The sequence below is a fragment of the Chthoniobacter sp. genome (genome assembly GCF_040003245.1).
Taxonomy (GTDB): Bacteria; Verrucomicrobiota; Verrucomicrobiia; order Chthoniobacterales; family Chthoniobacteraceae; genus Chthoniobacter.
The window spans coordinates 1-13,789 of the sequence record NZ_JBDUCX010000182.1 but is presented as its reverse complement, the minus strand read 5'-3'; the positions used below and the strand labels follow the sequence as shown (position 1 = coordinate 13,789).

Here is a 13,789-nt window from a genome sequence, read left to right as displayed (position 1 = left end):
CGCCCGAGGCCGCGGCCTATCTCAATGCGGTGATCGAGGTGGAATACGAAGGCCAGCCGATCACCCTGCTCGACGGCTTGCAGCGCATCGAAGCGCGATTGGGCCGTCCCTCCAAACGTCCGCGCAATGCCTCCCGCACCATCGATCTCGACATCCTCTACGCCGGCAATCTGGTGCTCTCGAACGAAGAAGTCGTCATCCCCCACCCTCGCCTGCACCTCCGCCGTTTCGTGCTCACGCCACTCGCCGATATTCGCCCGGAACTGACGCTCCCCGGCCAGCAACAGCCGGTGGCGGCCTTGCTTGCGGGCTTGCATGATCCCTCCGCCGTGGAACTGTTTGCCGATCACTGGATATGAGTCTCGAACCCCCCACCCCTGTTTCACCACGCCGCACACCAGCCTCTCTCAAGGAGATGAAGCAGCGGACCGAGAAGATCGCCGTCCTCACCGCGTATGACTACCCGACCGCGCGCCTCCTCGAAGAAAGCGGCATCGACATGCTCCTCGTCGGCGATTCCGTCGGCATGGTGGTCCTCGGCTATCCGGACACCACCCACGTGACCATCGACGAGATGGTCCATCACACCCGCGCCGCGGCCCGAGGAACAACGCGGGCGCTGGTCGTCGCGGATCTGCCGTTCGCCACCTACACCATGCCCAAGCAGGCCGTCGTCAATGCCCGCCGGTTGATGGAAGCCGGCGCCCAGGCCGTGAAGCTGGAAGGCGGACGTGACCAGCGCGAGCAGATCCAAGCCATCGTCGCGGAAGGCATCCCGGTAATGGCCCATCTCGGCATGCTGCCGCAGAGCGTGAAGATCGAAGGCGGCTACAAAATCAAGGGCAAGACCCCCGGCGAAGCGGAAAAGCTGCTCGATGATGCGAACGCGATCCAGGAAGCCGGCGCCTTCGCCGTCGTTCTCGAATTGGTGAAAAGCGACGTCGCCGCGCAAATCACCACGCTGCTGGCGATCCCCACGATTGGCATCGGTTCCGGTTCCGATTGCGACGGCCAGGTGCTCGTCTCCCACGATCTCATCGGCTTGTTCCCCTGGTTCACGCCCAAGTTCGTGAAATCGCACGGCAACGTCGCGGAGCAAATCCGCGCGTCCGCCTCCGCCTTTATTGCGGAGACGAAAAGGCCCGGAAGTCCGTCGGCTTAGATGTCCCCGGCAAACTCCCCCACCCGGCGGAACTTCGCGTAACGCTGGGCGAGCAGGTCGTCGGTTGGGATTTTGCTCAATTCGTCGAGCTGGCTGTGCACCACCTTCTTGAGATTGGTGATCGCCGCGGTGTGATCCTGGTGCGCGCCGCCGAGCGGCTCGGGAATGATGCCGTCGATCAGCTTGAGATCGAACAAATCACGCGCCGTCAACTTGAGCGCTGCGGCCGCCTCCGGCGCATGTTTGCGATGCTTCCACAGAATCGCCGCGCAGCCTTCGGGTGAAATCACGGAATAGTAAGCGTTCTCCAGCATCAGCACCCGATCCGCCACACCGATGCCGAGTGCCCCGCCACTGCCGCCTTCCCCGATGATGATGGCGACGGTGGGCGTCTTGAGCACCATCATCTCACGCAGGTTCACCGCGATGGCTTCGGAGATGTGACGCTCCTCGGCGCCCACGCCGGGATAGGCCCCGGGGGTGTCGATGAGCGCCACAAAAGGCCGCCCAAACTTCTCCCCGAGTTTCATCAGGCGCAAAGCCTTGCGGTAACCCTCGGGGTTCGCGCAGCCGAAATTGCGGCGGATGTTCTCCTTCAACTCACGCCCCTTTTGATGCCCGACAACCGCACATTTATGGTCACCGATGGTGGCGAAGCCACCCGGCATCGCCCGGTCCTCAGCGAAGCGCCGGTCCCCGTGCAGTTCGATGAAATTGGTGAACGAAAGTTGAAAGTAATCCAAGGCATACGGGCGCGCCGGGTGCCGTGCGATCTGCACCCGCTGCCACGCGGTCAGGTTCTCGTAGATGGCCCGCTTGGTCTCCTCGATCTTGCCTTCCATGCGGCGGACTTCGTGATCGAAATTGATGTCATTCGCCCGGGAATGCTTCTTCAGGTCCGCGAGCTTGTCCTCGAGTTCGGCGATCGGTTTTTCAAAATCCAGGGGCGGGAGTTTCATGGGATTATTCAAGAGTTACGGGGTCGCCTTTGGCCAGGATGGCATCGAGTTCATCCAGCGCGTCCGGCGTCAGGCGAATCCCGCCACCGGGCGGCTTCTGTGTGGAGTTTTCCTCGGCGATGGAGTGCAGGGTGCAGCCGGGGATGTTGATCTGAACCCAGTGGGTGGAGTTCATGTATCCTTTCTCCATAAAGGTCACCCGCCCGCCATTCAACCAGGAGATTTTGTCCGTCACTTTACCCATGACTTTCACCGCGGGAGCGCCCTTGGCACCGGCCGGCTTTTTGGCATGCGAGGGCGGCCACTCGAGAATGGCATACTGCTTGAAGAATTTTCCCTTGTTGAGCACCGTCACCTTGTCGAGCTTGCGGCTGATCACGAGCGAGAAGTCCCCCGGCGATATGGAGAGTTTTTGTCCGATGCGCAGCATCGGCCCTTGAAGATTGTTGGAGCGCACGAGGAGTTCACCCGTGGTCTTCAAGCGGTTCGCAACCCGGGTGATCACGTCGCCCTTTTGCACGATATAGACCTGCTTTTCCGGCGCGGCCATCGTGGAGAGCATGATGTCGGTGTTGAGCTCGCCCAGGTAGTTCTTCGCGTCATCGATCTTGGAGGATTCCGGGTAACGCTCGACGAAGCCGTAAAAGGCGTCGCGCGCCTCCACGACCTTGCCACCCTTGCGAATGGCGACGCACTTGTTGAACTCCGGCACCGTGGGATCGGGTGGCGGCGGCGGCGGCGGCAGCGCTTTCTCCTTTTTCAGCGCGATCTGCGGCTGCACGAACATCTTGTAGGTGACAAACGCCGCCCCGCCGAAAATCCCGAGGGTGAGGAAAATGATGATGAGTGCTTTCACGAATATCGGAACATGCGGTCGCCTATTGGCTTACCGGATTGTGCGGGGAATGGGAAGCGGAACACCCAACATCGCTAAAGCAGGCCTCGCTTGCGAAAATCGCCCATGTTTCCGCCCGAGGATTCCTGGATCATGTCCGCCGCGAATTTCAGCAGGCAAATCTCCCACCCTTCATCGACGCCATGGATGACCGCGCTGAGCGGGTCGTCGGAAGCTTCGACCTGCTCCCGCAGGCGCCCCACCACGTCCGCCAGCGGATCGTGCACCACCTCATTGGAGATGTCCGTTTTCCGAAACTGGAAGCCGTACTTCAAGATGGCCAGTTGCGGGGCATGTTCCCGCAGCCAGCCGGCGAAGTCCTCGGCATTCTCCCCGAAGCCCTCGACGAGCATATTCTGGATGTGGCCCGGCGTGATGATCTGCGGACGCTCGGCATGCAACCGGCCGTCGCGCACCCGCACCTGGTTCACGCTATCCATGAGTTCGGTGACCAGGAAAAAGCGAAAGCTCGTGTCGCCAAAGGTAGCGATCCGGCGTTGCGGCGCGACGATGACCTGGGTGTTGTCGATCGCGTACTGGATCGTGTCCTCATTGAGCATAAAGGATGGAAACTTACGAGGGGTGGAACGCCGTGCAACGGTTTCTTTTGCCGGGGCGAGGCGCCGCACCTTTACAATCTCGCCCAGCCCCGCCTAAATTCAACGCCCTTGGACACTCCGAAAACACTCGCGATCATTGCCGGGAACGGCGTTTACCCCCAGGCCATGGCGCGAGCCGCTCGGGCCGCCGGGGTGGCGCGCCTGGCGGTGGCCGCATTTCAAAGCGAAACCGACCCCGCCCTCACGCCACTGGTGGATGAAGTGGAATGGATGCGGGTCGGCCAGCTCGGAAAGATGCTCAATTTTCTCCAGAAATCGGGCGCCACCCATGCCGTGATGTCCGGCCAGATCCACCCGAGGAACTTGTTCGATTTGCGCCCCGACATCAAGGCGCTCGTCGTCCTGGCCCGGCTCAAGCGGCGCAACGCGGAATCCATCTTTGGCGCCATTGCGGAGGAGATGAAGAGCATCGGCGTCGAGCTTTTGCCCGCTACGATCTACATGGAAGAACACCTCGCTCCAGCCGGCCTCATCGCCGGCCCGAAGTTGAAGCCCCGCGAGGAGGAAGACCTGCATTACGGCTTTCACGTCGCCAAGGAATCCAGCCGGCTCGATATCGGGCAAACGGTAGTCGTGAAAAACGGCACCGTCCTCGCCGTGGAAGCTTTCGAGGGAACCAATGCCGCCATCAAGCGGGGCGGCGAACTCGGCCACAAAGACGCGCTGATGGTGAAGGTTTCGAAACCCCACCAGGACTTCCGATTTGACGTGCCGGTAATCGGTCCCCTCACCCTCGAGGCCGCCCGCGATGCCCGGCTCCGTGCGATCGGTGTGGAAGCAGGCAAGACGCTGCTTCTCGAAAAGGAAAAGCTCGCCGAGCTTGCTCAGGAACACCGCATCTCCATCTTCGGCCTCACTTCATGACGGACACCAATCTTCACTATCCGCAGCAGCCCTTTCGCGTCGGCGTCGTTGGCGCTGGAAGCATGGGCAAGAATCACGCCCGTATCTTTGGCGAGCTCAAAGACTCGTATCTCTCCGCCGTGCTCGACGAGCGCCTTGAGGTGGCCAGGGAGATCGCTGGGAAATACCATGCCCAGGCCTCGGCCAATCTGGAAGAGTTCACGAAAGCCGTGGACGCGGCAACCATCGCCACCCCCACCGTTACCCATTTCGCCATCGCAAAACACCTGCTCGAACACGGCAAGCACGTGCTCGTGGAAAAGCCCTTTGTGGAAACGCCGGATCAGGCGCGGGAGCTCTGCGACCTCGCCCAGCAGAATGGCGTGATCCTCCAGGTCGGCCACATCGAGCGGTTCAACCCCGTCATGTCCGCTCTCGAAGCCCGCCTCACTCGCCCCCGCTTCATCGAGGCCACCCGGCTCTCGCCCTATCCTGGACGCAGCCTGGATGTCGGCGTCGTCCTCGACGTCATGATCCATGACCTGGAGATCATCCTGCATCTCGTGCAGTCTCCGTGGGTGCAAGTGGATGCGGTGGGCGTGGCGATCTTGAGCAAGCGCGAAGACATCGCCAACGTGCGCATCCGTTTCGAAAGCGGCTGCGTGGCCAATATCACCGCCAGCCGCATCAGCCAGGAAAAGCTGCGCAAAATTCGCGTCTTTCAACAGGACGCCTATCTCTCACTCGATTACCAAAATCAAAGTGGCTACCTCCTCCGCCTCGCCCGAGACGATGAAAAGGAAAGTTCCTTGCTCGGCAAGCTGCTCGGCGTCGCCGCCGATGCCACGATCGTTACCGAGTTTGCCGGCAAGCGCATCGTCCGTGAGCCGGTCGAGGTCGAGAAGATGGAGCCGTTGAAACGTGAGCTCGCCGATTTCATAGCCTGCGCCCGCGCCGGCGCCCAGCCCAAGGTGAGCGGTCGCGAGGGCACCGCGGCCCTCGAACTCGCACTCGAGATCACCCGGAAGATCGAGCAAAATCCAGCCCCTGCCGTTCCGTGAAACTCTATCTCGTCGCCGGCGAAGCCAGCGGAGATGCGCGTGGGACCGAGTTGATCCGCGCCTTGCGCGAACGCGATCCTTCGCTGGAATTCTTCGGCGCCGGCGGACGGGAAATGCGCGCCCTGGTCGGCGATCATTTCGCCGACTGGGCGGATGAAGCGGTCGTCGGGTTGTGGGATGTGCTGAAGAAATACGGCTACTTCAGGGGACAGTTCAATCGCATGCTGGCGGAGCTGGCCATCGTGCGGCCCGATGCGCTCGTGCTCATCGATTATCCTGGCTTCAATTTGCGCCTCGCCCGCGAAGCACACCGGCGTTTTCCCCAGATCAAGATCATCGACTACATCAGCCCGCAGGTTTGGGCCTGGAATCGCGGCCGTATTCCGAAGATGGCGCGCTATCTCGACCTCATGCTTTGTATTTTCCCCTTCGAAAAGCCGCTATACGAGCAGAGCGGTTTGCATACGGTTTTCGTCGGGCATCCCATCCTCGACACGCTGGCGGCAAAGAAAACGGACGTGCAGCGCGAACCGCATCTCGTCGGCCTATTTCCCGGCAGCCGCGAGAAAGAGGTCCGCAAGATCTTCCCAGTGATGGCCGAAGCCGCCATGCGGATGAAGCAGGCGCACCCGGAACTGCGCTTCGAGACGTCTGCCGCATCGCATCAACTGGCCGACCGCATGCTGGCCACGCTGGAGCAGTTGGGACAGGGCGAAGACTTCTGCGCGGTCACGGTTCGGGCGTCGCACGAATTGATGCAGCGCGCGGTCGCTGGCATGGTCTGCTCCGGCACGGCGACGCTGGAAGCCGCATATTTTGGTCTGCCGCTGTGCGTGGTCTACAAAGTCGCGTGGCTGACGTGGGTTGTGGGCAAACAACTGGTGCGCGTGCCCTTTCTCGGCATGCCGAATGTCCTCGCCGGACGGGAAATCGCCCGGGAATTGCTGCAAGGCGACGCGACCCCGGAAGCGCTCGCGACCGAGACCTTACGACTCGTCACGAATGCCGAGCATCGCGAAGCCTTGCAGGCCGATCTCGCCACGGTGATTGCCGGACTCGGACAAAGCGGTGCCGCCGCCCGGGCCGCAGATGCGATTCTGGAGGAGTTGCAATCATCCGCCCGCACCTGATCGACCCTCTTCCCATGGATCCGCATGAACTTTCCGCACTTTGGTCGCCGTGGCGTGTCGAATACTTCAAGGCTGGCGCGACGCCTGATTTCCTGCTGGAAGCCGCGCGCACCACCGACGATGCCGCGCATCTCGTGGTGGCGCGTCGCGCCCACACTTTTCTCATCATGAACCGTTATCCCTATGCCGTCGGGCATTTGATGGCGGTGCCCTGCCGGAAGATCAATGATCTCGCGTTGCTGACCGATGCGGAAAAACTGGAGCTCTGGGAACTCGCCGAACATGCCCAAACTCTGCTGCGCGAGACCATCCGCGCGCAGGGCTTCAATGTCGGGCTGAACCTCGGCAAATGCGCCGGCGCCGGCGTGGTCGATCACCTCCACCTCCACATCGTGCCGCGCTGGGAAGGCGACAACAATTTCATGCCCGTGCTGGCGGACACACGAATTTTGCCCGAAGCGCTGGATTCCCTTTATGAAAAGCTAGTCGCCACGCGCGACAGGCTGACCACGTGATGGACGAACAGGCACTACACGACGGGATCGACAAGCTGTGCGCCGAAAGTGGAAGCACCGCCATCGGAGTGCACGTCTTCGACTTTGAAAGCGACCGCACGTTCTCGCATCACGGTGCTCGCTGGTTCCACGCCGCCAGCACGATGAAGGTGGCCGTCCTCGTCGCGCTCTTCCACGCGGCAAACACAGGTCGTGTCCGACTCGAGGACCGGTTACACGTTCGCAATCGCTTTCGCAGCATTGCCGACCGTTCCATCTTCCGCGTGCAGCGCGACCGGGACGCCGATGCCGCGGTGCACCGCCGGGTCGGTCGTTCGATGAAGCTCATCGAACTGGCCGAGCCGATGATCACCCGGAGCAGTAATCTCGCGACGAATCTCCTCCTCGAGTTCCTCACTCCCGATTTCGTCCAAAGCACGCTCGACGCTGCGGCCATCGAAGGCGTCCGCGTCGTCCGTGGCGTGGAAGACAACGTGTCCTTCGAACGCGGATTGAACAACACCATCACGGCCGCTGGGCTCGTCGCTTTGTTTCGTCTGCTGCGGGATGACCGTCTGTTCGCCGAGCCGGCGCGCCGGCAGATGCTCGACATCCTGTTTGCCCAGGAATTCAACAGCATGATCCCGTCGCTGCTGCCCGACTCCGCACCGGTGGCGCACAAGACCGGCGAGATCTCCACCTGCACCCACGATGCCGGGCTCGTGCTCCTGCCGGGCCGCCGACCCTACGCGCTGGCCATTCTCACCGAGCATCCGCCCGGTCTCGACGATACCCAGAAGACCGTGGCGAAGATCTCGCGGATGGTCTACGAGTTCATCACCGCATGAAAGTCGTCGATGGCCTCACTCTCCCTGCCGAGCATCGGGCGCTGTTGCGACCGGGTGAGATGCTCGACGTTGGTTCCAATGAGGTGCACCGCCTGCCACGTTTCTTTTACGAAATCGACTCGTGGCAGCATGCGAAAGAGACCCAGCTCACACCGCATTTTACGCTCTCGGAATTGATCACGGTTGATTGCCGTGAAGCCGATCTGCTTTTGCATGCCTTTCCACATTACGTCCCGTGCGCCGTCACCGTGCTCGCGAGATACCTGGAAGATTTGCGCCATCGCGTTGAGGCTCCGATCTGCGTCGCGGTGAACGGCGGTTACCGCTCGCCCGCGCACCGCCTGGCGGAAAAACCCAATCCGCACATTTGGGCCACCGCGGCGAACATCTATCGCATCGGCGATATCTGGCTGGATTCGCAAAAGACCATCGAGCGCTATGCGCGCATTGCCGAATCACTCGGGCCGGAAATCTACGTGCGCCCCTACGGTCCCGCACCGGGCGAGACCGACGATCATCTCCACGTGGACCTCGGTTATTTGCTTTGCACGCCCCGTGGCTACAGTGAGGCCCAATGACCCTTCGCCATGGCTGCCCCGTACAAACTACCCACCCTCTCCAGCCGCCTCGTGGCGCGACGCGCCGGGCCGGTGCCTGTGATCGGGCTGGAGGCGGAATTCACGCTCTACGTCGATGATGTAAAACGGCTTCCGGAAGAAGTCTTTGGTACCGCCCAGAAGTTCGTGCGGCAGAAGATGCTCCCGCGCAAAGGCCGCTCGTTTCAATTGCCCGTCGGTGGCGCCGTCTATTTCGATACCGGGGTCATTGAGGTCGCCACCCCGATCATCGAAATCGAGACCGGGTGCGCGGTCCGTGCCGGACGCACGCTGTGGGAGCAAATCGAATTCGTCCGCCAAGAGCTCGATGCCTGGGAAGCGGCTCACCACCAGCGTGTACGGCTCGAAGGCTTCAGTACTCACTACAATGTCTCCGTGCCCGTCGGGCGTTCGCTGAGCGCCGCACGCCTAGGGCAAGTGGCGCGCATGCTCACCTACCTGCTACACCCGCCAGTCATGTTGCTCGCCGCCAACAAGCTCAGCACCGGCGTAGGCGTGCGGCCGCGCGGTGACCGACTGGAAGTGACCGCCGATTTCACACCCGATCCGGACCTGATGATCGCTACCACCTCGCTGATCACCGGCATCATTCTCGCCGTCCTCGATTGGCCCCTGCACAGCGTCGCGGAAATGAAGCGGCGCGCCATTCCGATCATCGCGGGGTTCGCCCCGTGCAAGCACACTTCGCGGAAAGGATTCCTCGCCCGCCATTTTTGCTTTCCGCGCAACCCCTTCGCCGCGGATATCAACGCGCCCGACTGGCGACTGATTGATGGCCGCCATCGCAGCCTCCGCCAGATCGCCCTCGAGATCACTCTGCCTTTTCGGGAAGCCATTCGCGCGGTCACGGACCACGATGCGTTTGCCCATGTCTTCGAAGTGCTCTCCGGCCGCGCCCGCTCGCTGCTTGATTTCCCCACCCGGCCCGCGCGCTACGAGGACGCGGGTCATCGCATCGAATGGAATCGTCGCACGCACCGCACTCTTCCCCGCTCGCGTTACGAACAAGTCATCCATCGTATCCTGACCCATCGGCCCATCCGCGTCGGTTCCGCGCTCTACGAACCGGAGCGCATGATCGGCTGGCACGCCGTCGCCTTTCGCCATCGTCAGACCGGACGCCGCCGCACCTTCACGCTCGACGAACTCGCCGTGCACACCATGGCAGAGCTTTAGGCGCAGCGCGCGTCGCTAGGGGCGCTCGTATTGGATGGATGCGATGCGTGCCATCACGCGCTCGCTCAAGCGCTGATAAAGCTCCCGGCCTTCGCCGACGAGATCGTCCTTGGTGAAGTACATCGGCTCACCCACCACCAGGGTGATCGGCGTGAACAGCTTTGGCTTGCCACCCCGTGGGAAGGCCTTGTGCGCGCCGAAGATGCGCATCGGCACGACCGGCGCGAGCGTCTTGGCGATGATGAGGCCGAGACCCGGCTGCGCGACCTGCAACTCGCCGTCGAGGGTGCGCGCCCCTTCCGGGAAGATGACCGTGGCGTGGCCAGCGCGCACGATCTTGATGACAGTCTTGATCGCACTCATGTCGGCGCGCTCCTGGTCCACGGGAATGACATTCACCTTCGGCATGATCGGCCCGAGGATGGGCCACTGGAGCAGCGTCTTGCGGGCGAGGTAGTAGAGCTCGCGGTGGCATGCAATACCGGCCAGCGGTGGATCGAGATAACTCTCATGATTCATCGCCAGGATCGCGCCACCCGTCTCGAGGATACGCTCGCGGTGCACGACCTTGAACGAGAAGAGCGTCTTCCCGATGATCTGCGCGGTGATGTAGCCGAAGCGATACCAGCCGCCCATGCTACAGCTCGCCGAGCGGCAGCCCCTTTTGCTTCAAGCGCCCGAAGATTTCGCCGACCACGCCCTCGACCGTGAGATTCGAGCTGTCGATCACGTGGGCATCCTCGGCGATCGTGAGCGGTGAAGTGCGGCGCGAGGAATCCACCTTGTCGCGCGCGGCGATGGAATCTTGCAGGCCCTGCCTGGCGCGCCGCTGGGCGCGGACTTCCGGCGAGGCATCCACGTAGAACTTATAGCGCGTCTCGGGGAAGACGGCGGAGCCGATGTCGCGGCCTTCCATGACGACGTCGTAGTCGAAGGCAAAGGCGCGCTGCTTCTGAGTGAGCAGGCGGCGGACGTCGGGGAGGGTGGCAATCGCGGAGACGTTCGAATTCACGGCCTCGGAAACGAGGTGATCCGCGGGATCGACGCCATCGAGCAGAATGGTCGATTCGCCATCGCGCACCCCACAGGTCACCTCAGTGTAATGCAGCAACTGCTGCACGCGCACGGCGTCGACGGGCGGCACGCCCTTCTCGATGGCGAGCCACGTCACCGCGCGATACATCGCGCCCGTGTTCACGTAGACGTAGTGCAGCTTGCGGGCGAGCACCCGCGCCACGCTGCTCTTTCCGGATGCGGCGGGGCCATCGATGGCGATGACGATGTGGGGATGCTCCTTGGCCACGGTCTCAGTTCGGAAGCGACGTAATGACGTGCGTTTGCTGCCCAGGCGGCTCTTTCAGAATCCGCTCCAACGCCTGATAAAAGCCGGGGTAGGAAGTGTTCACACAGTCCGTGTTGGTAATGACCGTCTCCCCTTCCGCAAACAGACCGGCGATGGCAAAGGCCATGGCGATGCGGTGATCGCCAAAGCTATCGAGCCGCGCGCCGTGCAGCGGGATGCCACCGGTAATAATCATGCCGTCTTCGGTCTCCTGTACCTGCGCGCCCATGGCGCGCAGATTGGTGGCGACCGCGGCGAGTCGGTCGGTCTCCTTGACGCGCAATTCGCCCGCATCCTTGATGGTGGTGATGCCCGACGCCAGTGCGGCGGCGACCGCCAGAATCGGCAACTCGTCGATGACGTTTGGGATTTCCTTGCCGGCGATTTCCGTGCCCTTGAGACGGGCGCCGCGCACTTCGATCACGCCCAGCGGTTCCGCCTCTTCAGTCTCGACGATCTCCCGCACCTGTGCGCCCATGCGCACCAGCACCGCCAGCACGCCGGTGCGCGTTTCGTTGAGGCCGACGTTCTTGACGAGCAAATGGGAGCGTGGTTGCGCGGCGGCGGCGACCAGCCAGAACGCGGCGCTGGAAATATCGCCCGGCACTTGGAAATCACGCGATTCCGGCGTGAGCCCGCCATGGAGCGATACGGTGAGATCGTTCTTCTGCGGGCGGATGAGGAAATACTCGAGCATGCGCTCAGTGTGATCTCGACTTTGCGTCGGCTCGGTCACACTGGTGCGGCCCTTGGCAAACATGCCGGCGAGCAGCACGGCGCTCTTCACCTGGGCGCTGGCCACGGGGCTCACGTATTCGATCGGCTGGAGGTTGCCTCCTTCGATGACCAGCGGCGGCCGGCCCTCCTTACCCTCGGCGGTGATCTTTGCCCCCATCTGCGTGAGCGGCTCGATCACGCGGCGCATCGGGCGCTTGGAGAGCGAGGCATCGCCGATCAAGCGGCTGCGAAACGGCTGCCCGGAGAGCAGGCCGGCCATGAGGCGCATGGTCGTACCGGAGTTGCCGCAGTCGATGTCCTGCTTGGGCGCGGTGAAGGTCCGCCGCTTGCCGTGAATGATGAGCGTCGTCTCATCCGCGTTCTCCACATTGATGCCGAGCGCGCGGACTGCCGCCACCGTGCAAAGGCAGTCTTCGCTGGCCAGAAAGCCGCGAATCACGCAGGTGCCATTGCTCATCGCCGCGAGCATCACGGCGCGGTGGGAGATGCTCTTGTCGCCGGGGACTTCGAGTTCGGTTTGGATGGTGGGGGCGCGGCGGATTTTCCAGTCAGGCATGCGAAGATTTGGGGAAGCGCAGCTGGTCGCGCTGCGTTTTGGCTTGGGTCAGAAAGGCGTTCATCGAGGCGTCGTGGTCGAGCAGTGTTGCGATTTCGCGCAGCTTTTCAATCATCGCTTCCACGGACGCGCGGACAGCAGTGTGATTGTTGCGCAGAATCTCTGTCCACATCTCCGGCGGGCCGCTGGCCACACGGGTGGTATCGCGGAAGCCGGGGCCGGCAAACTCGAAGGCGGCGGCGTTCTTTTCCGCCACGAGATTGACGAGCACCGCAGCCAGCAAATGCGGAAAGTGGCTGACCAAAGCGACGATTTCATCGTGCGCCGCCGGCGAGAGCTCCAGAACGCGCCCGCCGAGTGTCTGCCAGAAATTGTGAATTGTGACGACCGCCGCAGCGTCCGTCTGCGAGTCGGGGGTCACGATGCACGGGGCGCCGTCGAACAACCCCGCGCGGGCGGCCTCCAGACCGGCCTTCTCCGAACCCGCCATGGGATGGCTGCCCACAAAATGGGTTCGTTGGGCAAAAATCCCGCTCAGCGTTTCGACGACCGGCGCCTTGATGCTGCCCACATCGGTCACCACGGCCTCGGCCGGCAGCAGCGGGGCGATCTGCCGGGCGAGCGACGCCATCACACCGATGGGCACCGCGAGCACCACGATATCCGCCTCCTGCACAACGGCGGCCAGATCCGTCGAGGCCACCTCCGCGAGCGCGCGTTGCTCGAGTTCGGTAACCGCTTCCGCCCGACGCGCCCACACCGCCACGTGAAAGCCGCCGGCCCGTCGCGCCGCGAGCGCGATGGAGCCGCCGAGCAGTCCGGGACCGATGATGGCGAGTCGTGTCATGAGTGGAAAAAAGCCCGGCCCGCAGGCGCGGAGCCGGCGGGCCGGGCTGAAGATTTTACGAAAAGAGCCGCGCGCTAGGGGACAAGGAAGCTCTTGCCCGAATACGGGTCTTTCACCTCCGTGCCCGGCGGGAAGCCGCGCACATCGATGTAGCCCTTGTATTGATCGTAGGGGCTGAAAACAAACCCCGGCTTGCCGGGGACCGGCTTGGCGTAAGGAATTTCGCCTTTGGCCGGGGGCGTCTCGGGCACGGCCGGCGCCTGCGGCTTATCCGGCGCAGGCTTGACGTCCGCCGGCGGCTTGTCGGGCTGGTTCTCGTCAGGCGCCGCGTTATTGGCGATATCCGTCGTGCTCGACGGCGGATGAAAGCCGGACTTGGGGTGCTTCTTGGGTTGATCGTCGACGCAAGCGCTGAAAATGGCCATGGTCAGCGCGAGAGCTGCCGGAACGGTGATTCGCTTCATAAAGGTGATGTGGCTATTAACGAAGCGCGGCGAGTGT

General features: G+C 62.7%; 17 protein-coding genes. 9 read left to right on the top strand and 8 right to left on the bottom strand.

The window, feature by feature from the left end; genetic code table 11:
* A partial coding sequence (gene folK, locus ABJF10_RS21805; protein WP_348546723.1) for a 2-amino-4-hydroxy-6-hydroxymethyldihydropteridine diphosphokinase occupies positions 1 to 359 on the top strand: 359 nt, incomplete at its 5' end.
* On the top strand, positions 356 to 1,162 hold the full coding sequence (panB, locus tag ABJF10_RS21800) for a 3-methyl-2-oxobutanoate hydroxymethyltransferase (protein ID WP_348546722.1): 807 nt from the start codon (positions 356 to 358) through the stop codon (positions 1,160 to 1,162). The genes folK and panB, both read left to right, overlap by 4 nt.
* Here the strand turns inward: panB and ABJF10_RS21795 are convergent.
* The 3 genes from ABJF10_RS21795 to ABJF10_RS21785 all read right to left on the bottom strand — a co-directional run bounded on the left by ABJF10_RS21795 (position 1,159) and on the right by ABJF10_RS21785 (position 3,576).
* Entirely contained in the window at positions 1,159 to 2,121 is a 963-nt protein-coding gene (locus ABJF10_RS21795) for an acetyl-CoA carboxylase carboxyltransferase subunit alpha (protein WP_348546721.1), read from the bottom strand. The genes panB and ABJF10_RS21795 overlap by 4 nt on opposite strands.
* Before the next feature lie 4 nt (positions 2,122 to 2,125).
* A complete protein-coding gene (locus tag ABJF10_RS21790) occupies positions 2,126 to 2,977 on the bottom strand; it encodes a LysM peptidoglycan-binding domain-containing protein (protein ID WP_348546720.1) in 852 nt (283 codons plus the stop codon).
* 74 nt (positions 2,978 to 3,051) lie between these two features.
* The gene (locus tag ABJF10_RS21785) at positions 3,052 to 3,576 is read right to left on the bottom strand and encodes a hypothetical protein (RefSeq protein WP_348546719.1); all 525 of its coding nucleotides are present in this window, start codon (positions 3,574 to 3,576) and stop codon (positions 3,052 to 3,054) included.
* 108 nt (positions 3,577 to 3,684) lie between these two features.
* Between ABJF10_RS21785 and lpxI the strand changes: the two genes are divergently transcribed.
* Genes lpxI through ABJF10_RS21750 form a run of 7 tightly spaced genes read left to right on the top strand, consistent with a single transcriptional unit; the run spans position 3,685 to position 9,805 of the window.
* Positions 3,685 to 4,500 (top strand): UDP-2,3-diacylglucosamine diphosphatase LpxI, encoded by an 816-nt coding sequence (lpxI, locus tag ABJF10_RS21780; RefSeq protein ID WP_348546718.1) that lies wholly within the window; start codon positions 3,685 to 3,687, stop codon positions 4,498 to 4,500.
* A complete protein-coding gene (locus tag ABJF10_RS21775; RefSeq protein WP_348546717.1) occupies positions 4,497 to 5,540 on the top strand; it encodes a Gfo/Idh/MocA family oxidoreductase in 1,044 nt (347 codons plus the stop codon). Before lpxI ends, ABJF10_RS21775 begins: the two co-directional genes overlap by 4 nt.
* Positions 5,537 to 6,670 carry a lipid-A-disaccharide synthase gene (lpxB, locus tag ABJF10_RS21770; protein ID WP_348546716.1) on the top strand — a complete coding sequence of 378 codons (1,134 nt, stop codon included), beginning with the start codon at positions 5,537 to 5,539 and terminating at the stop codon, positions 6,668 to 6,670. The genes ABJF10_RS21775 and lpxB overlap by 4 nt, the downstream gene beginning before the upstream one ends.
* Before the next feature lie 14 nt (positions 6,671 to 6,684).
* On the top strand, positions 6,685 to 7,185 hold the full coding sequence (locus ABJF10_RS21765) for an HIT domain-containing protein (protein ID WP_348546715.1): 501 nt from the start codon (positions 6,685 to 6,687) through the stop codon (positions 7,183 to 7,185).
* Positions 7,185 to 8,012 (top strand): serine hydrolase, encoded by an 828-nt coding sequence (locus ABJF10_RS21760; RefSeq protein WP_348546714.1) that lies wholly within the window; start codon positions 7,185 to 7,187, stop codon positions 8,010 to 8,012. The genes ABJF10_RS21765 and ABJF10_RS21760 overlap by 1 nt, the downstream gene beginning before the upstream one ends.
* Positions 8,009 to 8,590 carry a hypothetical protein gene (locus ABJF10_RS21755; RefSeq protein ID WP_348546713.1) on the top strand — a complete coding sequence of 194 codons (582 nt, stop codon included), beginning with the start codon at positions 8,009 to 8,011 and terminating at the stop codon, positions 8,588 to 8,590. The genes ABJF10_RS21760 and ABJF10_RS21755 overlap by 4 nt, the downstream gene beginning before the upstream one ends.
* Positions 8,591 to 8,599: 9 nt before the next feature.
* Positions 8,600 to 9,805 (top strand): hypothetical protein, encoded by a 1,206-nt coding sequence (locus ABJF10_RS21750; RefSeq protein ID WP_348546712.1) that lies wholly within the window; start codon positions 8,600 to 8,602, stop codon positions 9,803 to 9,805.
* A 15-nt stretch (positions 9,806 to 9,820) separates the two neighbouring features.
* Here the strand turns inward: ABJF10_RS21750 and ABJF10_RS21745 are convergent, their stop codons facing one another.
* The 5 genes from ABJF10_RS21745 to ABJF10_RS21725 form a co-directional block, all read right to left on the bottom strand.
* Positions 9,821 to 10,441, bottom strand: a complete 621-nt coding sequence (locus ABJF10_RS21745) for a lysophospholipid acyltransferase family protein (RefSeq protein ID WP_348546711.1) — start codon at positions 10,439 to 10,441, stop codon at positions 9,821 to 9,823.
* A 1-nt stretch (position 10,442) separates the two neighbouring features.
* Positions 10,443 to 11,108, bottom strand: a complete 666-nt coding sequence (gene cmk, locus ABJF10_RS21740; RefSeq protein WP_348546710.1) for a (d)CMP kinase — start codon at positions 11,106 to 11,108, stop codon at positions 10,443 to 10,445.
* 4 nt (positions 11,109 to 11,112) lie between these two features.
* A complete protein-coding gene (gene aroA, locus ABJF10_RS21735) occupies positions 11,113 to 12,441 on the bottom strand; it encodes a 3-phosphoshikimate 1-carboxyvinyltransferase (protein ID WP_348546709.1) in 1,329 nt (442 codons plus the stop codon).
* Positions 12,434 to 13,288: a prephenate dehydrogenase/arogenate dehydrogenase family protein gene (locus ABJF10_RS21730; RefSeq protein ID WP_348546708.1), complete on the bottom strand. Its 855-nt coding sequence runs from the start codon at positions 13,286 to 13,288 to the stop codon at positions 12,434 to 12,436. The genes aroA and ABJF10_RS21730 overlap by 8 nt, the downstream gene beginning before the upstream one ends.
* 74 nt (positions 13,289 to 13,362) lie before the next feature.
* A partial coding sequence (locus ABJF10_RS21725; RefSeq protein ID WP_348546707.1) for a hypothetical protein occupies positions 13,363 to 13,789 on the bottom strand: 427 nt, incomplete at its 5' end.

What these genes read in the sequence shown, in the direction of transcription:
- panB (WP_348546722.1), top strand. Translation starts at nt 356, where the DNA reads ATGAGTCTCGAACCCCCCACCCCTGTTTCACCACGCCGCACACCAGCC.
- ABJF10_RS21795 (WP_348546721.1), bottom strand. Translation starts at nt 2,121, where the DNA reads ATGAAACTCCCGCCCCTGGATTTTGAAAAACCGATCGCCGAACTCGAG.
- ABJF10_RS21785 (WP_348546719.1), bottom strand. Translation starts at nt 3,576, where the DNA reads ATGCTCAATGAGGACACGATCCAGTACGCGATCGACAACACCCAGGTC.
- ABJF10_RS21775 (WP_348546717.1), top strand. Translation starts at nt 4,497, where the DNA reads ATGACGGACACCAATCTTCACTATCCGCAGCAGCCCTTTCGCGTCGGC.
- ABJF10_RS21765 (WP_348546715.1), top strand. Translation starts at nt 6,685, where the DNA reads ATGGATCCGCATGAACTTTCCGCACTTTGGTCGCCGTGGCGTGTCGAA.
- ABJF10_RS21760 (WP_348546714.1), top strand. Translation starts at nt 7,185, where the DNA reads ATGGACGAACAGGCACTACACGACGGGATCGACAAGCTGTGCGCCGAA.
- ABJF10_RS21755 (WP_348546713.1), top strand. Translation starts at nt 8,009, where the DNA reads ATGAAAGTCGTCGATGGCCTCACTCTCCCTGCCGAGCATCGGGCGCTG.
- ABJF10_RS21750 (WP_348546712.1), top strand. Translation starts at nt 8,600, where the DNA reads ATGGCTGCCCCGTACAAACTACCCACCCTCTCCAGCCGCCTCGTGGCG.
- ABJF10_RS21745 (WP_348546711.1), bottom strand. Translation starts at nt 10,441, where the DNA reads ATGGGCGGCTGGTATCGCTTCGGCTACATCACCGCGCAGATCATCGGG.
- aroA (WP_348546709.1), bottom strand. Translation starts at nt 12,441, where the DNA reads ATGCCTGACTGGAAAATCCGCCGCGCCCCCACCATCCAAACCGAACTC.
- ABJF10_RS21730 (WP_348546708.1), bottom strand. Translation starts at nt 13,288, where the DNA reads ATGACACGACTCGCCATCATCGGTCCCGGACTGCTCGGCGGCTCCATC.